This window comes from Proteus mirabilis ATCC 29906 (genome assembly GCF_000160755.1).
Lineage (GTDB): Bacteria > Pseudomonadota > Gammaproteobacteria > Enterobacterales > Enterobacteriaceae > Proteus > Proteus mirabilis.
Genome location: NZ_GG668579.1, coordinates 272,127 through 287,168 on the forward strand (window position 1 = coordinate 272,127; position 15,042 = coordinate 287,168).

The window sequence follows — 15,042 nt, forward strand, 5'->3', positions numbered from 1 at the left end:
TGAAAGAATAAGATTTTTATATGAAGGCAACAAAAAAGTTATACACATACCCACCGCCACCATCAGGGCCGATACCCTGTACGCTCCCGTTTACCCGATTGCTTGTTGGCATCGGGTTGCACTGGCTTGGTGACCGTGGATATGTGCATAACTCACAAGATGTAGACAATGATTAAAAATCGACCTAAAATTGTATTAACGATAGACGACAAGCATGAGATAAATCAGACTCACTGATTACCGGAGGGGGAAATGAGTGATAAAACAGCCGCTTCCAGAGGAGAACGCTGGGGCATAAAAGCAGCTTATAAAGCAAAATGGCTAATCAAAAAATTGAAGGCTTTCGATAAGAACTGTGTGGCAAGCGCCAAAAGCAAAAATATGCCGGGTTGGCTGGGGCATATTCCACTGGTATCTATAACTCTCGCAGTCATCGCGTTACTGGCTTATTTCAGTTTGTACATCCTATTTACCTTTGGAGCGTTGGTGATTTTATTTTCTGTAATAGAACACATTGATATTTCTTCAGGAAATAACATTCAATCCACTGATAACAATAATGAATGGCAATCCAATCTCGTTGGCAATAGTGACGACTTTAGAAATGGCAACCAAGGTTTTGGATATTATATGAACGGAATAAATATTGACGAAGATTAGCCAGCCACAAAACTAAATTTTGCAGCTGGCTTCAAAATATTATTAGTTAACTTTTTTAGAAATAGCTTGTTCTGCTAACTGTCCTCCTTTCCCCCCCGCACTATGCGCAGGTGAAGTCGCGTTAGATGTCATATTACCTAGCTCGGACCCAACTTTAGCTCCAGCCCAACCAAATGCTGTCAACCACAACGCCGGCAACACCAAAAACATCGTTCCCATTACCAGGTTCATAATGACATCATCAGACGTGTTCTGAAGCCCGTTCATATTCCACTGACTGTGCGTATCGGAATTATACAGTGCCTCCATCATCCAGCTGTCTATCCAGCGTGCCAGCTCCCACCAGAATGTCAGAAAGTTCAGCGCAAATATCACAAACGTCACCGTTATCGCCGTCTTAAATTCATACGCCGAAAACATCAGCACCATCGGGATCATGATATACACCGCCATTAACATCAGCCCCTGCACCATCGGTAAGGACTGTCGCATCGTATCAAAGGCAGGGAATGCCCCCAGTGACGCCAGCGAAGTCCCGGCTACCCCTCCCATTCTGGCCAGCTCATTCATCACCGTCATATCCGCATTACCCCCGTATCCCCGGTATACCCGGCCGCCGGAGACATCCAGATTCGCCGGACTCACCAGCCGGCGGACGATGGCCTCCTCAAACTCTTTCGAGTTTTTATTAATCAGCTTCATCGCCGCCCGGGCACGCAGCCACATCCCTTCATCGGTCTGCTCTTTGACAAGTTTCAGTAACCCTGCATTCGCATCATTCCACCACTGATAACAGGTCGGGTAACCGTTGCCGTTGACATTCGCATACCCGTCATCCCGGTCGGCATCCCAGGGAAAGCCCGCCCGCGGTGTCCGTGACTGGATCTGATGATATTCCCCTTTCATAAAGGTGGCCGAGCCTATCCAGGTGATATCCTGTAACGTTTTTTCATCCTGTGTTTTTCCCTGATCTTTCGCTTTCCAGTCATACAGGGCACGTGAGTAACAGTCATCCGTAAAATCCTGAAGTGCGGCAGCCAGCGCCGGATTTTTAATGTTGCTGTGCTGCACCTCAAAACGCACCTGACGCAAATCCGGCCGGCACGGAATGCTGGCCACCGCCGCCTGAGTCACCCCTTTCGACAGCTTATGTACCAGCATCCACCACAGCGGGATTTTGGCTGTCTGATTATCCAGTGACGACACCACGCCGCTGTAACCGGATTCCGCCGGCTTCACCGGGGTCCAGGTGCCGCAGGTTTTGGTCCGGCTGGTATCAAATTGCAGGGTACTGACACTCACCTCCATCAACGGCACACAACAAAACAGGATCACCACAAAGGCGCCGTAAAGCGCGTTCTCGATACGCACAATTGCCAGTGAACCTTTGTTACCCTCATCCTCCCCCTCTTCCCGCACTTTCAGCCAGATCCCCAGCACTTTAAAGACCAGCGGCAGCGCAAACAGCCCGGTGCTGGTCAGTACCGACCACAATCCGTTATTCACCACCCAGGCCAGCAGCGTGAGAAAATACTCGAGATAACTGTTTGTCATCATAAGCCGTCACCTCCCGCCCAGACTGACCATTCACTCACCGCCACAAAGGCGGCCATCGCCAGCCCGCTGCGCTTCAGACTGCGCCGGGCCGTCTCACTGACTTTCGGGTGGTGATACAGTTTCCATAATCCAACCGCCACGGCTCCGTACAACACACACCGCCAGACCAGCCAGAACCAGCGGGCACGGTAAAACGCCCGGCGCAGACTGTCCGCCTCACCGTAATAACTCAGCCCCAGCTGAGCCACCGCCAGCAACACCACCATACTGAGCAGGGTCAGCCCGGTTACTTTCAGCACCGGCCATAACCGGCGCCCGGTTTTTCCTTTCGTCATTTAACGTCCTCCGGTGTCACTGTTTTGCTCCAGTCCCTGTACACGCACATCCGTATTATCTGGGGTCTGGGTGGCAGGGTTCGCCTGTGTCCGTTGCTGATCACGCTCAATCACCGTCAGCATCGCGTTATTGGCAATGGATTTACGCACTTCCATTTCCGTTTGCAGCATCCCGATTTCGCGATCCAGCTGGTCAACCGACTGGTTACCGATCTCCTGGGCTTTCGGAAAATTACCGGCATTCGGCTCCCCCTGGCCGGTGATCAGCATCCGGCGCATCGTCAGCGCCAGCTCCATCGTGTCCGCCATCGCCAGCTCACCGGCCAGACGCTGTGTTAATGCCGTTTTATCCGGATCCCGGCGCAGCGCTTCAATCCCCCCCCGGGAGACCGTCAGGCTGCCGGTTTTCAGTTTCGCCAACTCTGCCGCCCCGACCGCGCCCCGGCTGTTCACCAGTTTATGCAGCTGTTCCAAATTTTCCCGGGTGGTGGTCTCCAGCACCGGTGCCAGCCCGGTTCCTGGCTGGGAACTGCCCGGTTGCTCCGCCTCACCGCCGCTCTGACAATCCGCCGGATTGGTGCAGGTGCGGACCGATTTGCTGCCCAGCACCTGTGTGACCACCTGAGCGGCTTCCTCACTGTTGGCAAAGCGCCTGCAAGCGGCTCCGTTACACTGGCCGGCCGGCACCGGGGCCGTACTGGTTGCCGGCAGACCGTTCATGATATTAAAGCCGGCCTGTGCAAAATCCTGCGCCGGCTGAATCGCAGGCTGACCAACCCCACCGCGCTGTTTCCCGCCTATCCATACAACCCCTTTATCGCCACTGCTTTGCTGAATTTGCTGGTCAGTTTTTACCGCATCCCCGTCACTGTTATTGATGATATTCTTTGCTTCTTCGAGGATCGCCGCCTGCGTCCACTGATTATTTTCTGAAAAGTCCATCATCCGTTTAGCCATGTTCTGACAGTTCAGCTGCGCCTTATCAAACGCCACATTAGCCTGCAACACCCCGTTGGTCAGCATTTCATACAGGCCGGGATTCGCCCGCTGGATAGCCATCGCCGGCAGACTGGCCACCGCCCCGGTGGCATTCTGGATCACCTCACTCATCAGATTCTTAAAGCCGGCCGTCACCCCGTTCAGCTGGTTGCCCACCGTGGTTTTGATATCAAAATTGCCGCACATCAGATCACTGTTCCAGCCCATGCTCATCCCCAGACGTTGCAGATTACTGCGCCCCGGCGGCTGGGATAACACCGTGCCGCCGCCCAGGTTGTAGTACAGTTTGTCGGAGACCGCGCCGGAAACATTTGCGCCGTAGCCGATATCATTCGCACCGGCAGAAAAATCCAGCCCGGCCCGGACAGAAAATGCCGGTACACTGCATAACACCATCAGTGTCAGCGCCGGCGGAAAAAACGTGTGTCGTTTTGCTTTCATCATCTTAAAATCCCTGCTTAAAACGTTGTGCTGTACAGAAATTTTTGCCCCATGCGCTTGCAGCAGCTGTACGGCTGCCACAATGCCCAGGCATAATTACCGTCCTGTGCCTGTGCTCCGCCCTCATCCGGAAACACCGCACAGCTGTTTTTCAGCCCCGGCGACAGGCGCTGCCATTTATGGTTTTTTGTCCCGGTATTCTCCGTCACCGCGTCCGGCGGCCAATAGCCATCCCGGCGGTTGCCTTTCAGGGGCACATAGGTATGCGCCTGCCCGGTGCGGGTCATAATATCTGCCACGCGCTGCGCCACCACAGCCGCCGCTTTATCCCCGTCCTGCTGGTTGACAAAACCGCTGCGCGGATAGAGATTTCCCCACATGTTGCCCCGGCTCTGCCCCCCGATTTCCCGTTTCCCGGGAATTATCGCTTCCGGATACGCCATTTCCGGCACATCGAGCCGCCACGGCACACTGTCGAGCGTGCTCAGGTAATAAGGAAACAGCGGTGTGGCTGCGCTGTCACAGGAATACCCCGGAATACTGCCGCCGATAAGGGTGGTTGCCGGATGACCGATAGCATCCGCATAAAAAAAGTGCAGGGCGGTTTTACGTTTTGCCTCAAACTTCTGTTCACTGTTTCCGCCCCCGGCAGATACCCCGCTCAGCACGCCGGTCACGGCATTTTCAATCCCGCCGGCCGCCCCGCTGACCAGTGACATTTCCCGCCACGGGTTTTCACCCGGGGCATGGTAGGCCGAGACCACCGCCTGCGGAATAAAATGTGACACCCGGACAGATGTCCGGATACGGCAGCCGCCCCAGCCACACTTCAGCCAGTAGCAAATCCCGCTGATACGCCAGCTGATACACGACGGTGAGGCCGCAGAAGCGACCAGAGTGGCGGTACTCAGACTGGCTTCCGCCACCGGCACCAGTGAACAACCGAGTAACAAAGCCCCCGCCAGACGCCGGCGATGTGATTGTCGGGTCATGGTTGACCTCCTCCTTCCTGTTGTTCCCGGTACTGCTGTATCTGCGTCACCGCCTGTGCAATATCGGTGGTGCCGTAAACCACCCACTGCGCATCAACGACGACCGCCGGCAGAGATGACACCCCCAGCTGCCAGGCCTGAACCACGCCCTGATAAGCCTGCCGTAATGCCGTTTCTCTGGCCTGCCAGGCCGGACTTTGTAACAGGGCGGTGATGTGCGGGGCATCCGCTTCACTCAGTTCCGTCCCCGGCTGAAGCAGGGCCTCATCCAGCAGGCGTTCAGGCGCATCCAGATACACCACCTCAAACGGGATGTCCGTCTGCGGCAGAGCGTCATCCTGCGTGGTATACAGCACCACTGCCGCCCCGGCGGTCAACGGCAGGCATGACAGCGACAGCATCAGCAATCCGGAAAGAGATAAAAATCGTTTTTTCATTCGGTCAGTCCTCACAAACGAACGGTGAGAGAAGAAAAGCGCATCAAAACCCGCCGGTGACCGGCGGGTTTTCACCGGTTACCAGCCCACCGCAAACCCGGCGCCGATACTGGTATCGCCGCCGTTATTCCATGACGCATTCAGGCGCACATTGGTATTGGCCGTCGGCTTATACTGCACCCCGGTGGCTATCGCCTGTGCATCACGGTAATGCCCCATCGCCATCCCGAACGAAAAACGCTCACTGTTCACATACGGAATGGAAGATATTGCGGTCACCCCGGCAATCCCCGCATTGGCCCGTTTCTCCACCTGACTGATTTTATTGTCCAGCTGACTGAAACGCTGGTCGGTATACTGCCGGGCATTGTCCAGCACCGTGTGGGTCACCTGCCCGAACGTCTCATCGGTATAGCGGTTTGCGGCCGCCAGGGTCTGTTCCTCCCCCTCAATACGGGCCTGCTGCTCTTCCGTAATCCGCTTGTTTATCTTCGCCTCACTGTACTGAATGCTCACATCGGTGTAGTCCATGGCCTGTTTCAGCGTCTGCTTATCGCCGGCAATACGCGCATCCCGCTCCTCATCCAGTTGCCCTTTGTTGACCGCATCCGTTTTTGCAATGCCGGCCGCCACATGCGTCAGAAAACGTTCCTGACCTTCACGGCCGACGGACACGCTGTTATCCCGGTCAGCCAGGCTGCCGTCCCCCAGTGCCACACTGTTTTTCGCCAGCGCCCGGGCATCCACACCCAGTGCCACGGATTTTTCGCCCAGCGCCAGACTCTTATCCCCGACCGCAACAGCCTGTTTACCCTGACTCAGCGTACTTTGCGCCTCATTCAGGGCTTTATCCGCCGCCTGATATTCCGCCTGTTTCTGCGCCAGTTCGGCTTTCACCTTCTCCAGATCCCGGATGTTTTCCAGCTCGGATTGCGTCGGACGCAAATCAGACAACTTTGTATCCAGCGCGGAGAGATCCTTTTCCAGCCGGGAGAGTTGCGTTTCTGCCTGCTTCAGTGCCTGATCGGTGACGGCTTTTTCCGCCGATAACTGCTGTTTCAGCTGTGTGGCCTGTGACGACATGGCCTGTGTGTGACTGAGCGCATTGTCCTGAAGGTACTGATCCACTTTTTGTTTCAGCGCCTCCGGGTTGGTATTCAGCCCGACGGTGTTATCCCGGGGACGGCTTTCCAGTACCAGCAGTTGCTGTAACTCTTTGGCATAATCCGGGCTGTCCGGCGATAAACTGTTGACCTTATCCAGCTGGATCAGGTAGTTCAGCTGATTCTCATAGCGGGTGAAAATACCGCTGACCATCTGATTAAAGGTGCCTTCATCGATGTTATCCAGATACAGCTCTGACAGGATCTGCTTCCCGGCCTCTGTCACCCCGGTGAGCCCCTGCTCAATTTGCTGCCGGGCATTTTTCTGATAAGCCTGATACAGATTCTTTTTCCCGTCCGCAGAGGTGATCAGGGCGATTTTGGCCAGCTCTTCCTGATAACCGGCAACGCCCTTCAGGGCCGCGGTATTCAGGTGTAAACGGGATAATTGTTTCTTCTGCTCGCTGTCCGTGACCGCATCCGACCACAGCATCGCTTTATCACTGTGGCCGGCACTCAGTACCGGGGACAGGGCCACACCCTGATAGTTGGTCGTAATCTGAGAACCGGTTTTCTCTTTGATGGTTTCATTAACCAGAGCACTTCTGGTTTTCGCTTCAATATAGGCATTAACATAACTGACATAAAACTGCGTGTCATTACTGACCGACGTATCCTGCTCAACCCGTTTTTTCACTTCCTGAGCCAGACGGTCAGCCTGCCCCTGCTGCCACAACGCCACAAAATTCTCATCCACAATCTGTGAAACCGCCCCCAGATTGCGTTCATAAATCTGTGCCATCCGGTCAGCGACCTGCTGTGCCTGTGTCACCTGCTGCTGTTGCGCGGTACGCTGACCCGCCAGGGTCTCCTGTTGCTGCAACAACGGTTTCATCGCTTCCTGACGCTCCAGAATATTGCTGTTCGCCAGCGATTTACTGTCAAACAGGGCCTGCGTCTGCATGTACTGCTCATGCGCCTGCGCCCTGTTCTGCAACAGGGCATTCTGGGCTTTCATCGCCGCCTGCGCCTGTTCCGCCGTCATATTGTTCCCCAGCGCCATACTGCCCTCACCGACAGCCGTACTGTGCTGCCCCGTGGCCACGGCCGTGTCCCCCAGTGACACGTTTTTGGCCTGTAAAGCGCAGGAATAACTGACAACCAGCGACAAAAGCGTTACTTTAACTCCCGTCGTTTTCATGACGTCATGTTTCCTCTTTTTAACATACCCAATGAAGCGGCCGGGTAAGCCGTGCTGCAACACGGTTTACCCACTCCCTGCTCCACCCGTTTCATCATCCCGGCACCCGGGGCGGTAACCCCCGTTTCCGGTCAAGTTCATCTGCCACCCTGAACGCCGCTTCCAGCTCACTGCATCCGTATTGCTCCATCAGCACCCGCCGTTGCTGCTTCTCCTCTTTTTCCGTCATCCCCAGCGCCAGATATAAGCTCGGCTGTACCACCCGGAACAGCGCCTCCACTTTCCGCGCCAGCACCACCCCTTCCGTGTAACAGCCGGAGAGTTTGGCTGCGGACAGCAGCACCTGTTTCTGCTCCTCACTGAGCGTCTTAAAGCGGGCGATTGCCTCCACCTCTTTCTGCGGCATCGTCAGACACACCCACCACTCCGCCATATTGAGCATTTTCTCGGCACAGTCCGGATAGTCATCGAGGTTCTGGGTCGCCAGCCACAGCCAGGCCCCCAGTTTCCGCCACATTTTCACCACTTTGGTCACATAGGGGGATAACAGCGGGTTGACCGTCACGATATGCGCCTCATCCACCACAAAATTAATGTCCCGGGCCCGGTACTGATCCCGCTCGGCAATATTGTTGATGGAGTTGATAAGACTCACCATCGTCAGCGCCATCTGGGCCTCATACCCTTCCCGCGCCAGGTGCCCTAAATCAATCAGGGTCACATCCGCCTCCGGCCACAGCTCCCCCGGCAGATTAAACAGCTCATGCTCAAAACTGCCCGGTTCGGTAAACATCCCCAGGGATTCCGCCATTTCGGCCGCTTTCGCCCGGCGCTGCGGATTTAATGCCCGCCCTTCCTCTTCACCTTCCCCCCGGGAGAGGGCATACAGCGCCTCCTGCAAATCCGCCGGCAGCATCTGCCGGTCGGCGGCATAAGACGCCCGGGCCCCCGCCATCAGCGCCCGGCGGATCATCGCCCGGTCAGCCCGCTTCAGCTCCGCTTCTTCCCGCACATCCCCGCCGGTGATCATCATGCGGGCGGAGATTTCCATTTCCCCCAGAATGTCACGCTGCCCGTCATCATCCTCAGATTCACTGTCCGTCTCGGGCAGTTCATCCGCATTCAGTGCCAGACGCTGTTCATCCATCATCAGCAGCTGATGCGCATCCGCAAACAGCGGCAGACGCACCCCGCTGCCGGGCTTGACACTGACCTTATTGACACTCAGCCCCAGACTGGCGTAATAGTCCGCCAGTAAACCAAAGGAGTTACCGGCCTCCGCAATAAACAGACGCGGACGGCGGACCGCCATCAGCTGCGATAACTGTGCGCATAAGGTGGCGGATTTACCGGCCCCGGTGGGACCGAATAACAGCAGATGCGCATTCTGGGTACGATCCTGTTTATTCTGCGGATCAAAGGTCAGCACCCCGCCGCCCCGGTTAAAGAAACTCCAGCCGGGATGCCCGGTGCCGCTGGTGCGCCCGGTCACCGGCAGTAATCCGGCCAGGTGCTGTACCCAGGTCAGCCGGGTATACCAGTGTTTTTTATCCGTCTGCGGGTCAAAACACATCGGCAGGGCACGCAGATACCCGTTCAGCGGCGCCACATCATATTCCGGCTTCACCGGCTCCAGACCGGCATTCAGCAGCGTGGCCGTCAGATCCACGCGCTTTTTGTTCAGTTCCTCCACCGAGCCGGCACGCAGCAGCAATGACAGGGAGGCCCGGTAAAGCTTATGGCGGTGCCCCAGTAAACCTCTGGCGGTTTCCACGTCCCGGCGGGTACGTTGCGAGTCGGTGTTTTCCCCCACCGAGTTTTTCCCCAGCCGGGTAAATTCCTGCTCCAGCGTATCCTGGGGCTGTGTGACGATGGTCATCGACAGCATCGTCCCTTCCGGAAACAGGTCCATCAGCGCATTGATATTTTTGTCACCGCGCTTCTGCTCCCCGGTCAGGTGCCCCGGCCCCGGGGCTTTACGCAGTTTTTCGATATTCACCACACCGTGCGCCAGGTTATCAAACCACCACACGCCGTTTTCCACATCCGACCGGGGCGGGGTAAACCACAGCGTTTCCGCAAAATCCTTCAGCACCGGCAGGGTGCCCGGGGCTTCCTCCGCCGCCGGCCAGTACGCCCCTTCCCGGTACAGCGTCTCCCGGTCCACCCAGTCAGGGGCCGGATTGAAATGACGCAGCAGCCACTGATGCACCTGCCTCCCGTCCTGGCGGACACACTGCACGCCGGCACTGCCCAGACTGCTGACCAGCCGGTCACACATCTGATTGAGCATCGCCACCGGCGGCATCGGATCGGTATAGCTGTTCCCCAGCCGGCGGTAAACCACCATCCGGGTCCGGCGCTGCTGTCCGCGCCAGGGTTGTCCGGTCACCTCCGTGTCCTTAAACAGCCCTTCCGGACGGGCAATCCCCCGTAAATGACGCGCCATTTCGGTCAGCCAGGCTTCGGTAAACGCGGTGCCCCGGGCCGCCGGCAGGATATAGTCCCGCAATGTGGCCAGTGTGACGCTCACGTCGTCCTCATCCTGACAAAAAAACTGCACCACCCACGGGTTATCATCATGCTCATCCAGACTGTCCTGAAGCGCATCCTCCACCGCATCCCGGATTTCGAGCAGACGGCCGGCAGAGCGCCCTTCCGTCGGCGCCGGCTCAACGGCATACACCGCCCCGACCGACACCCCGTCATCAAGCAGCAGGCATTGCTCCTCATCCAGAAATTCCACCCAGGGCAGGTAATCAATAAAGGACGGATTCGCATGGTAAATCTTCTGCTCATCCGCCCGGGTCATTTTTCCCGGCCGGGAAAGCGGCTGACGGCCTAAACCGGCATTCTCTGCCGGTGTACTGCGGTGTACGGTTTTGTCAGCCTTGTTTTCATCCGTTTTTTCAGCAGAAACCGCCTGCGCTTTCCGGCGTGAGCGGAATAATGAAAATCCCATCACAAGCCCTCCACACGCTCACCCGGCAGGGCATACTGCACTTGATGGTAAAACGGAAACACCGTACTGTATCCCGGCACCGGCAGATTGCCGGCCGAGAGATGCGGGAACACATACATCACCATGTCCGGGTTCGGCAGACGCGGAAACTGCTGATGGATCTCACTGCTTTGTGTCCGGGTATACGCGGTGTCCGCCTGCTGAAGGCGCGCGGCTTCATCATTCGTCAGGGCGCGTCGCAGGGCGCTGCGGGCGGTCTCCGTCACCGTCCGGCTGTCCGCCGCACCGTTCGGATCAGCCTGTCTGCCGGACCAGATGGCCATCATGTCGCTGTTTCCCGCCGGCAGCAGCTCCTCTTTGGAGGTGGCACAGCCGGCCAGCAACAACACCAGTGCGCACAGCACTCTGCTTTTCATCACACATTTCATCATTCTCATGATATGACGCCTCCCGCGCCCTTCAGGATCGCCCCCCGGCAGGTCAGCCGGGCAAACTCACCGTGACAGCTCAGTTCAGATAGTGAAAAAGGCACACATTGCCAGCCGGCTTTATCCGGCGCCTCCCCTTTAAAAACGGTGTACAGCAGGCGATCCCAGTCACTGTCCTGCGGCCACGCCTCATCCCGCGGGGCAAACCGGTAAACGGTAATGTCGTTGTCACTCAGCCCCACCCGGTGACGGCCCACAGACAGAACCGCCCCGGGCGTCTCACCGGCGGTACTCTGCCACGCCAGCTGTATCGTCGCCGGTGACATGCCGGCAATCAGCTGCTGTTGCTCCTCATCAAACACCTGATGACCGGCCACCGTCAGGCAAAAATGACTTCCAGTACAACCGGCCTGTCCGGCACTGAACACAAACACCAGCGGAAACGTCACCGGCGTCACAGCCAGCACCCCCGGCTTCGCAAAATACGTCACTCCAGACCTCCTTCCTCACCCTCTGTCAGTGAAAAACCGTAATTCACCCGGCGTCCCTGCGATTCATAATCCACCGGGATCTGACGGCTGATATGCACCGCGACTTTCTGCCCCGGCGGCACATACACCGCATCAAAGGTCTGCCCGTAGCGGGATTTCACCCAGTCCGCCACATCCTTAAACCCGCCGCCGATGGCACTGCCCAGCGCCGCTTTCCCCGCATCCCCGGAGAGCGAGGAGGTGATACCGTACCCGTTGTTCTGCGCGGTATACTGACTCTGCGACATCGCATCCCCGGCCGAGGCCGCTGCCGTCAGGGCAAACAGGGTCGGCAGATAGGTGCCGGCATTGGTTTTACGTTCACCGCTGATACACGGGATCCCGCTCTCATCTGAAATCCAGCCGAGCGACCCGCCGTTATTACGGGCATTCTGTCCGCTGTTGGCCTGACTGCCGCCGTCCGTCCGGTCAGCCGGCTTTGGCACCGTGCGGATCGTGCCGTCCGTAAAAACAAAGGTGATCGAGGTGATATCCCCGCGCACACAGGACAATGTCCAGTCACCGGTGGCCGAGCCGCTGATCACCGCCCCTTCCACATCCGGTAACTCAATGCCGTTCGCCGTGAGGTTGTCTTTTCCCACCACCACCTTGAACGGATACGGATCGGTCACTTTACCGTCAATGGGCACCCGCCCCAGCAACGCCGTCATCGCCTGGCTGCCCACCAGGGTGGCATTCTCCGGTATCGTGTACGCCGGTTCGGTATGGGCCTCACCGTCCACTGTACCGGAGAGCGTGCGCTGATTTTTGGCCACCCGGTCCAGTTCCGCTTTCTGACGGGTAATGGCGTTATCCTCCAGAAAAGAGGTCGGAAACGCCGGTTTAGCCGGTTGTCCGTTCACCATCCGCCCCGGTTCAGCCGGTTGTGCATCCTGCGGCTCAGCCCACAGCAACCCGTCTTTCACCGTCAGTCCGCTGCCCCCGGTATCCAGCCCCAGTCCCAGCGGAATATCGCCTTGTCCGCTGCCCTGAGCCGGCTGACCACCTGATGCTGTCAGCGTTTCCCCCAGGCTATCCAGACGCCGCATCAGTGTCTGCTGCTCCTGTTGCAGGGCACGCTGCTGACTCTCCGCTTCCTGACGGACGGAAGCCACCGCAGACTGGATCTGCCCCGACACATTCTGCTGCCGGTTACGCAGCTGCGCATTCTCTTCCAGCAATTTCTCATTCTGGGCGATCAATTCCGCCTGACGGTCACGTACCGTTTTCATAGTGCCAATCAGCGTCCTCAGTGTATCGGCCGGGGTATCCCCCTCAATCCCGAGTGACTTCAGCTCCCCTGGGTCAAGGTCATTGATTGACTGAGACAGGTTGTCCTGTCCGCTGCCGGTGACCGGCGTGTCGGGCTGGCAGCTTTTGATACCAATCAGCACCGCCAACGCCAGTGCGGACGGCACCAGAATTTTAACCAGCGTATTGGATTTCACTTTCATCGGGCTTTCCCTCCCGTCCTCCGGACAGGCGGCTCCGCAGGAAACGCCTTATCCGGTTTGCCTTTCATCACCAGATACACTGTGGTGGTATCCTCCGGTGTGCCCTTCGCGTCCAGCCACTGATGCTGGAACGTGGCGCTGACAAACTGCCCCTGCAACTGACGGGGATCCAGCACGACTTTCTGAGCGGACTGATTGGTCAGTTTCACCGCCACCACCCGGTACTCCGCCGCCTGCCAGCCGGCCAGCGGCCGCGCGATCAGTGGTTCAGACGGGTAGAGTGCTGTCAGTGTTTTTGGTAAGGTCAGTGGCAAAGGTTGTACGCCGGACACCGGCTCCACTGTTCTTAACGGTGCATACAGACTCTGGGCGGCATAACGGGTCAGTAAGACCAGTAACGGCGCCGGATAACGGGTTTTCGCTTTGCGGTCCACGCTTTCCGGTACGGCATCGGCTGCTGCCCCCGCAGCCTGCCCGCTGCGTCTGACGCTCTGACTGTCACGCTGCGTACTGACTTCACCGCTGTACACCACCCGCACCGGCTCCAGCTTCCCTTTACCGGCAGTGGCCGTCACATCCAGCAACAGGATTTCCCCGCTTTCCACATCCTGTAACTGAAGGCGGGTCTGCGGGAAGGCGCTTTCCGCCCGCAGGTACACCGCCCCTCCGGTACTCTGGATCCGCAGTTTCTCATTCAGAGACGGTGGAAAACCGACACGCACATTTTTTTCCACAAACACAATGCGCTCTTCCCCCACATGCAGAGAAACCGGTAACGGAATACGCTCCCAGCGGACCAGCTCTACCGCCTGCACCGGCAGCGGCAGAGCGGCCACAGAAAACACCGCCGAAATCCCCAGAGCACAGGCCGTCAGATGACGTTTTATGCTCATTGACTGACCTCCTTATTCTGCTCCGCCGCTTCCAGACGCTGAGGCAGCCCGTCATAGCAGTCCAGGGCCAGACCAAACGGATTACTTTCCGGATCGCCCTCCCAGCGCACCACTTTCACCGGATAACGTACCGTCGCTCGCTTGACCGGCTCCGCGCTAAAATATTCATCCGCTACCAAATCCAGGCGCACGATCCAGTTATCCCGGTCAATCACCCGGACTTTATCCTCACTGAACCCGCGTCCCGGGATCTCATACACCACCCGGGAACGCCCTTTCAGCTCCCCGAGCGTAGTACGGTAAGCGGCCTCTTTCTCAAAATACGCCCGGCAGGACGGCGTCAGATAGGCACTGAGCTGTGCAATCTTTCGCGGATAATCCACCTCGCCGTCTTTCGGCCAGGCATTCAGTTGCTGAAAAATATAAAAGCTGAAAGCGTACACCGTCGGCAGCGGCACTTCCCACCATGCCCGGGTACTGCCGGAGCGCAAATCCGGCGGATTATGGATCGTCAGTTTAGCCGGCGCCCGCATCCAGCCGGCAAAGGCCACAAACAGGCAGAGCACCAGCACCCCGCAGATCATCCGCAGTGTCAGAATGTGCTGGTCCCGGTTTTGCAGGGCATGACGAAATTTACTCATGGCGGCCTCCGGCGATATACCGGCACAGTGACAGCGCCTGCGTCCGGCGTAAAAACCATCCCTGAGATACGGTGATGAGGGATTTTTCAGTCAGCCGTCCGGTCAGCGGCAATGTGCGGGCAAACCCAGTTTGCAGTTTCCAGGACAATCGGCGGTAGAGATAATTTTCCGGTTTTCCGCGTTTGATACGGGTCAGAAAAGTGCCGCCAAAAAACACCACCAACAGCGGCATTATCAACGCGCCGGTCGGCAGGATCACCCACCCGGCCAGCGGTAACAGCGGGATACTGATAACGCTCCCGCCCACACAACCGACACCGGCGGCGGCAAACATTTCATGGGTGGTAAATCCGCGAAAGACGGTGGGCTCTGCATTTAAGCGATCCGGCATAAAATCGATGGTCTGCAT

Annotated in this window: 14 protein-coding genes; 1 reads left to right on the plus strand and 13 read right to left on the minus strand. The window is 57.5% G+C overall.

Features of this window, described 5'->3' with window-relative positions; translation table 11 throughout:
* Positions 1-252 precede the first annotated feature (252 nt).
* The gene (locus tag HMPREF0693_RS12190) at positions 253-660 is read left to right on the plus strand and encodes a DUF3742 family protein (protein ID WP_004239694.1); all 408 of its coding nucleotides are present in this window, start codon (positions 253-255) and stop codon (positions 658-660) included.
* A 42-nt stretch (positions 661-702) separates the two neighbouring features.
* Here HMPREF0693_RS12190 and HMPREF0693_RS12195 read toward each other — a convergent pair whose 3' ends face one another.
* From HMPREF0693_RS12195 to HMPREF0693_RS12255, 13 genes are all read right to left on the minus strand, one after another.
* Entirely contained in the window at positions 703-2,217 is a 1,515-nt protein-coding gene (locus HMPREF0693_RS12195) for a conjugal transfer protein TraG N-terminal domain-containing protein (protein ID WP_000988923.1), read from the minus strand.
* The gene (locus tag HMPREF0693_RS12200) at positions 2,214-2,552 is read right to left on the minus strand and encodes a hypothetical protein (RefSeq protein WP_000160224.1); all 339 of its coding nucleotides are present in this window, start codon (positions 2,550-2,552) and stop codon (positions 2,214-2,216) included. Before HMPREF0693_RS12200 ends, HMPREF0693_RS12195 begins: the two co-directional genes overlap by 4 nt.
* Positions 2,553-3,995 (minus strand): integrating conjugative element protein, encoded by a 1,443-nt coding sequence (locus HMPREF0693_RS12205; RefSeq protein ID WP_004245741.1) that lies wholly within the window; start codon positions 3,993-3,995, stop codon positions 2,553-2,555. It abuts the gene before it with no gap.
* 14 nt (positions 3,996-4,009) lie between these two features.
* Positions 4,010-4,984 carry a TIGR03756 family integrating conjugative element protein gene (locus HMPREF0693_RS12210; protein ID WP_036932450.1) on the minus strand — a complete coding sequence of 325 codons (975 nt, stop codon included), beginning with the start codon at positions 4,982-4,984 and terminating at the stop codon, positions 4,010-4,012.
* A complete protein-coding gene (locus HMPREF0693_RS12215) occupies positions 4,981-5,421 on the minus strand; it encodes a TIGR03757 family integrating conjugative element protein (RefSeq protein WP_004239699.1) in 441 nt (146 codons plus the stop codon). The genes HMPREF0693_RS12210 and HMPREF0693_RS12215 overlap by 4 nt, the downstream gene beginning before the upstream one ends.
* Positions 5,422-5,499: 78 nt before the next feature.
* Complete coding sequence (gene taaP, locus HMPREF0693_RS12220) at positions 5,500-7,725, minus strand: trimeric autotransporter adhesin TaaP (protein ID WP_017827858.1); 2,226 nt, start codon at positions 7,723-7,725, stop codon at positions 5,500-5,502.
* Positions 7,726-7,819: 94 nt separating this feature from the next.
* Positions 7,820-10,687, minus strand: coding sequence for a conjugative transfer ATPase (locus HMPREF0693_RS12225; RefSeq protein WP_004239701.1), 2,868 nt, complete (start codon positions 10,685-10,687; stop codon positions 7,820-7,822).
* Positions 10,687-11,124, minus strand: coding sequence for a TIGR03751 family conjugal transfer lipoprotein (locus tag HMPREF0693_RS12230; protein WP_004245744.1), 438 nt, complete (start codon positions 11,122-11,124; stop codon positions 10,687-10,689). Before HMPREF0693_RS12230 ends, HMPREF0693_RS12225 begins: the two co-directional genes overlap by 1 nt.
* On the minus strand, positions 11,121-11,606 hold the full coding sequence (locus HMPREF0693_RS12235) for a hypothetical protein (protein ID WP_004239705.1): 486 nt from the start codon (positions 11,604-11,606) through the stop codon (positions 11,121-11,123). Before HMPREF0693_RS12235 ends, HMPREF0693_RS12230 begins: the two co-directional genes overlap by 4 nt.
* Positions 11,603-13,099 (minus strand): TIGR03752 family integrating conjugative element protein, encoded by a 1,497-nt coding sequence (locus tag HMPREF0693_RS12240; RefSeq protein ID WP_004239706.1) that lies wholly within the window; start codon positions 13,097-13,099, stop codon positions 11,603-11,605. The genes HMPREF0693_RS12235 and HMPREF0693_RS12240 overlap by 4 nt, the downstream gene beginning before the upstream one ends.
* Positions 13,096-13,992 (minus strand): TIGR03749 family integrating conjugative element protein, encoded by an 897-nt coding sequence (locus HMPREF0693_RS12245; RefSeq protein ID WP_004245745.1) that lies wholly within the window; start codon positions 13,990-13,992, stop codon positions 13,096-13,098. Before HMPREF0693_RS12245 ends, HMPREF0693_RS12240 begins: the two co-directional genes overlap by 4 nt.
* Positions 13,989-14,633 (minus strand): PFL_4703 family integrating conjugative element protein, encoded by a 645-nt coding sequence (locus tag HMPREF0693_RS12250; protein ID WP_000033152.1) that lies wholly within the window; start codon positions 14,631-14,633, stop codon positions 13,989-13,991. The genes HMPREF0693_RS12245 and HMPREF0693_RS12250 overlap by 4 nt, the downstream gene beginning before the upstream one ends.
* Positions 14,626-15,042 (minus strand): TIGR03750 family conjugal transfer protein, encoded by a 417-nt coding sequence (locus tag HMPREF0693_RS12255; protein WP_004239708.1) that lies wholly within the window; start codon positions 15,040-15,042, stop codon positions 14,626-14,628. The genes HMPREF0693_RS12250 and HMPREF0693_RS12255 overlap by 8 nt, the downstream gene beginning before the upstream one ends.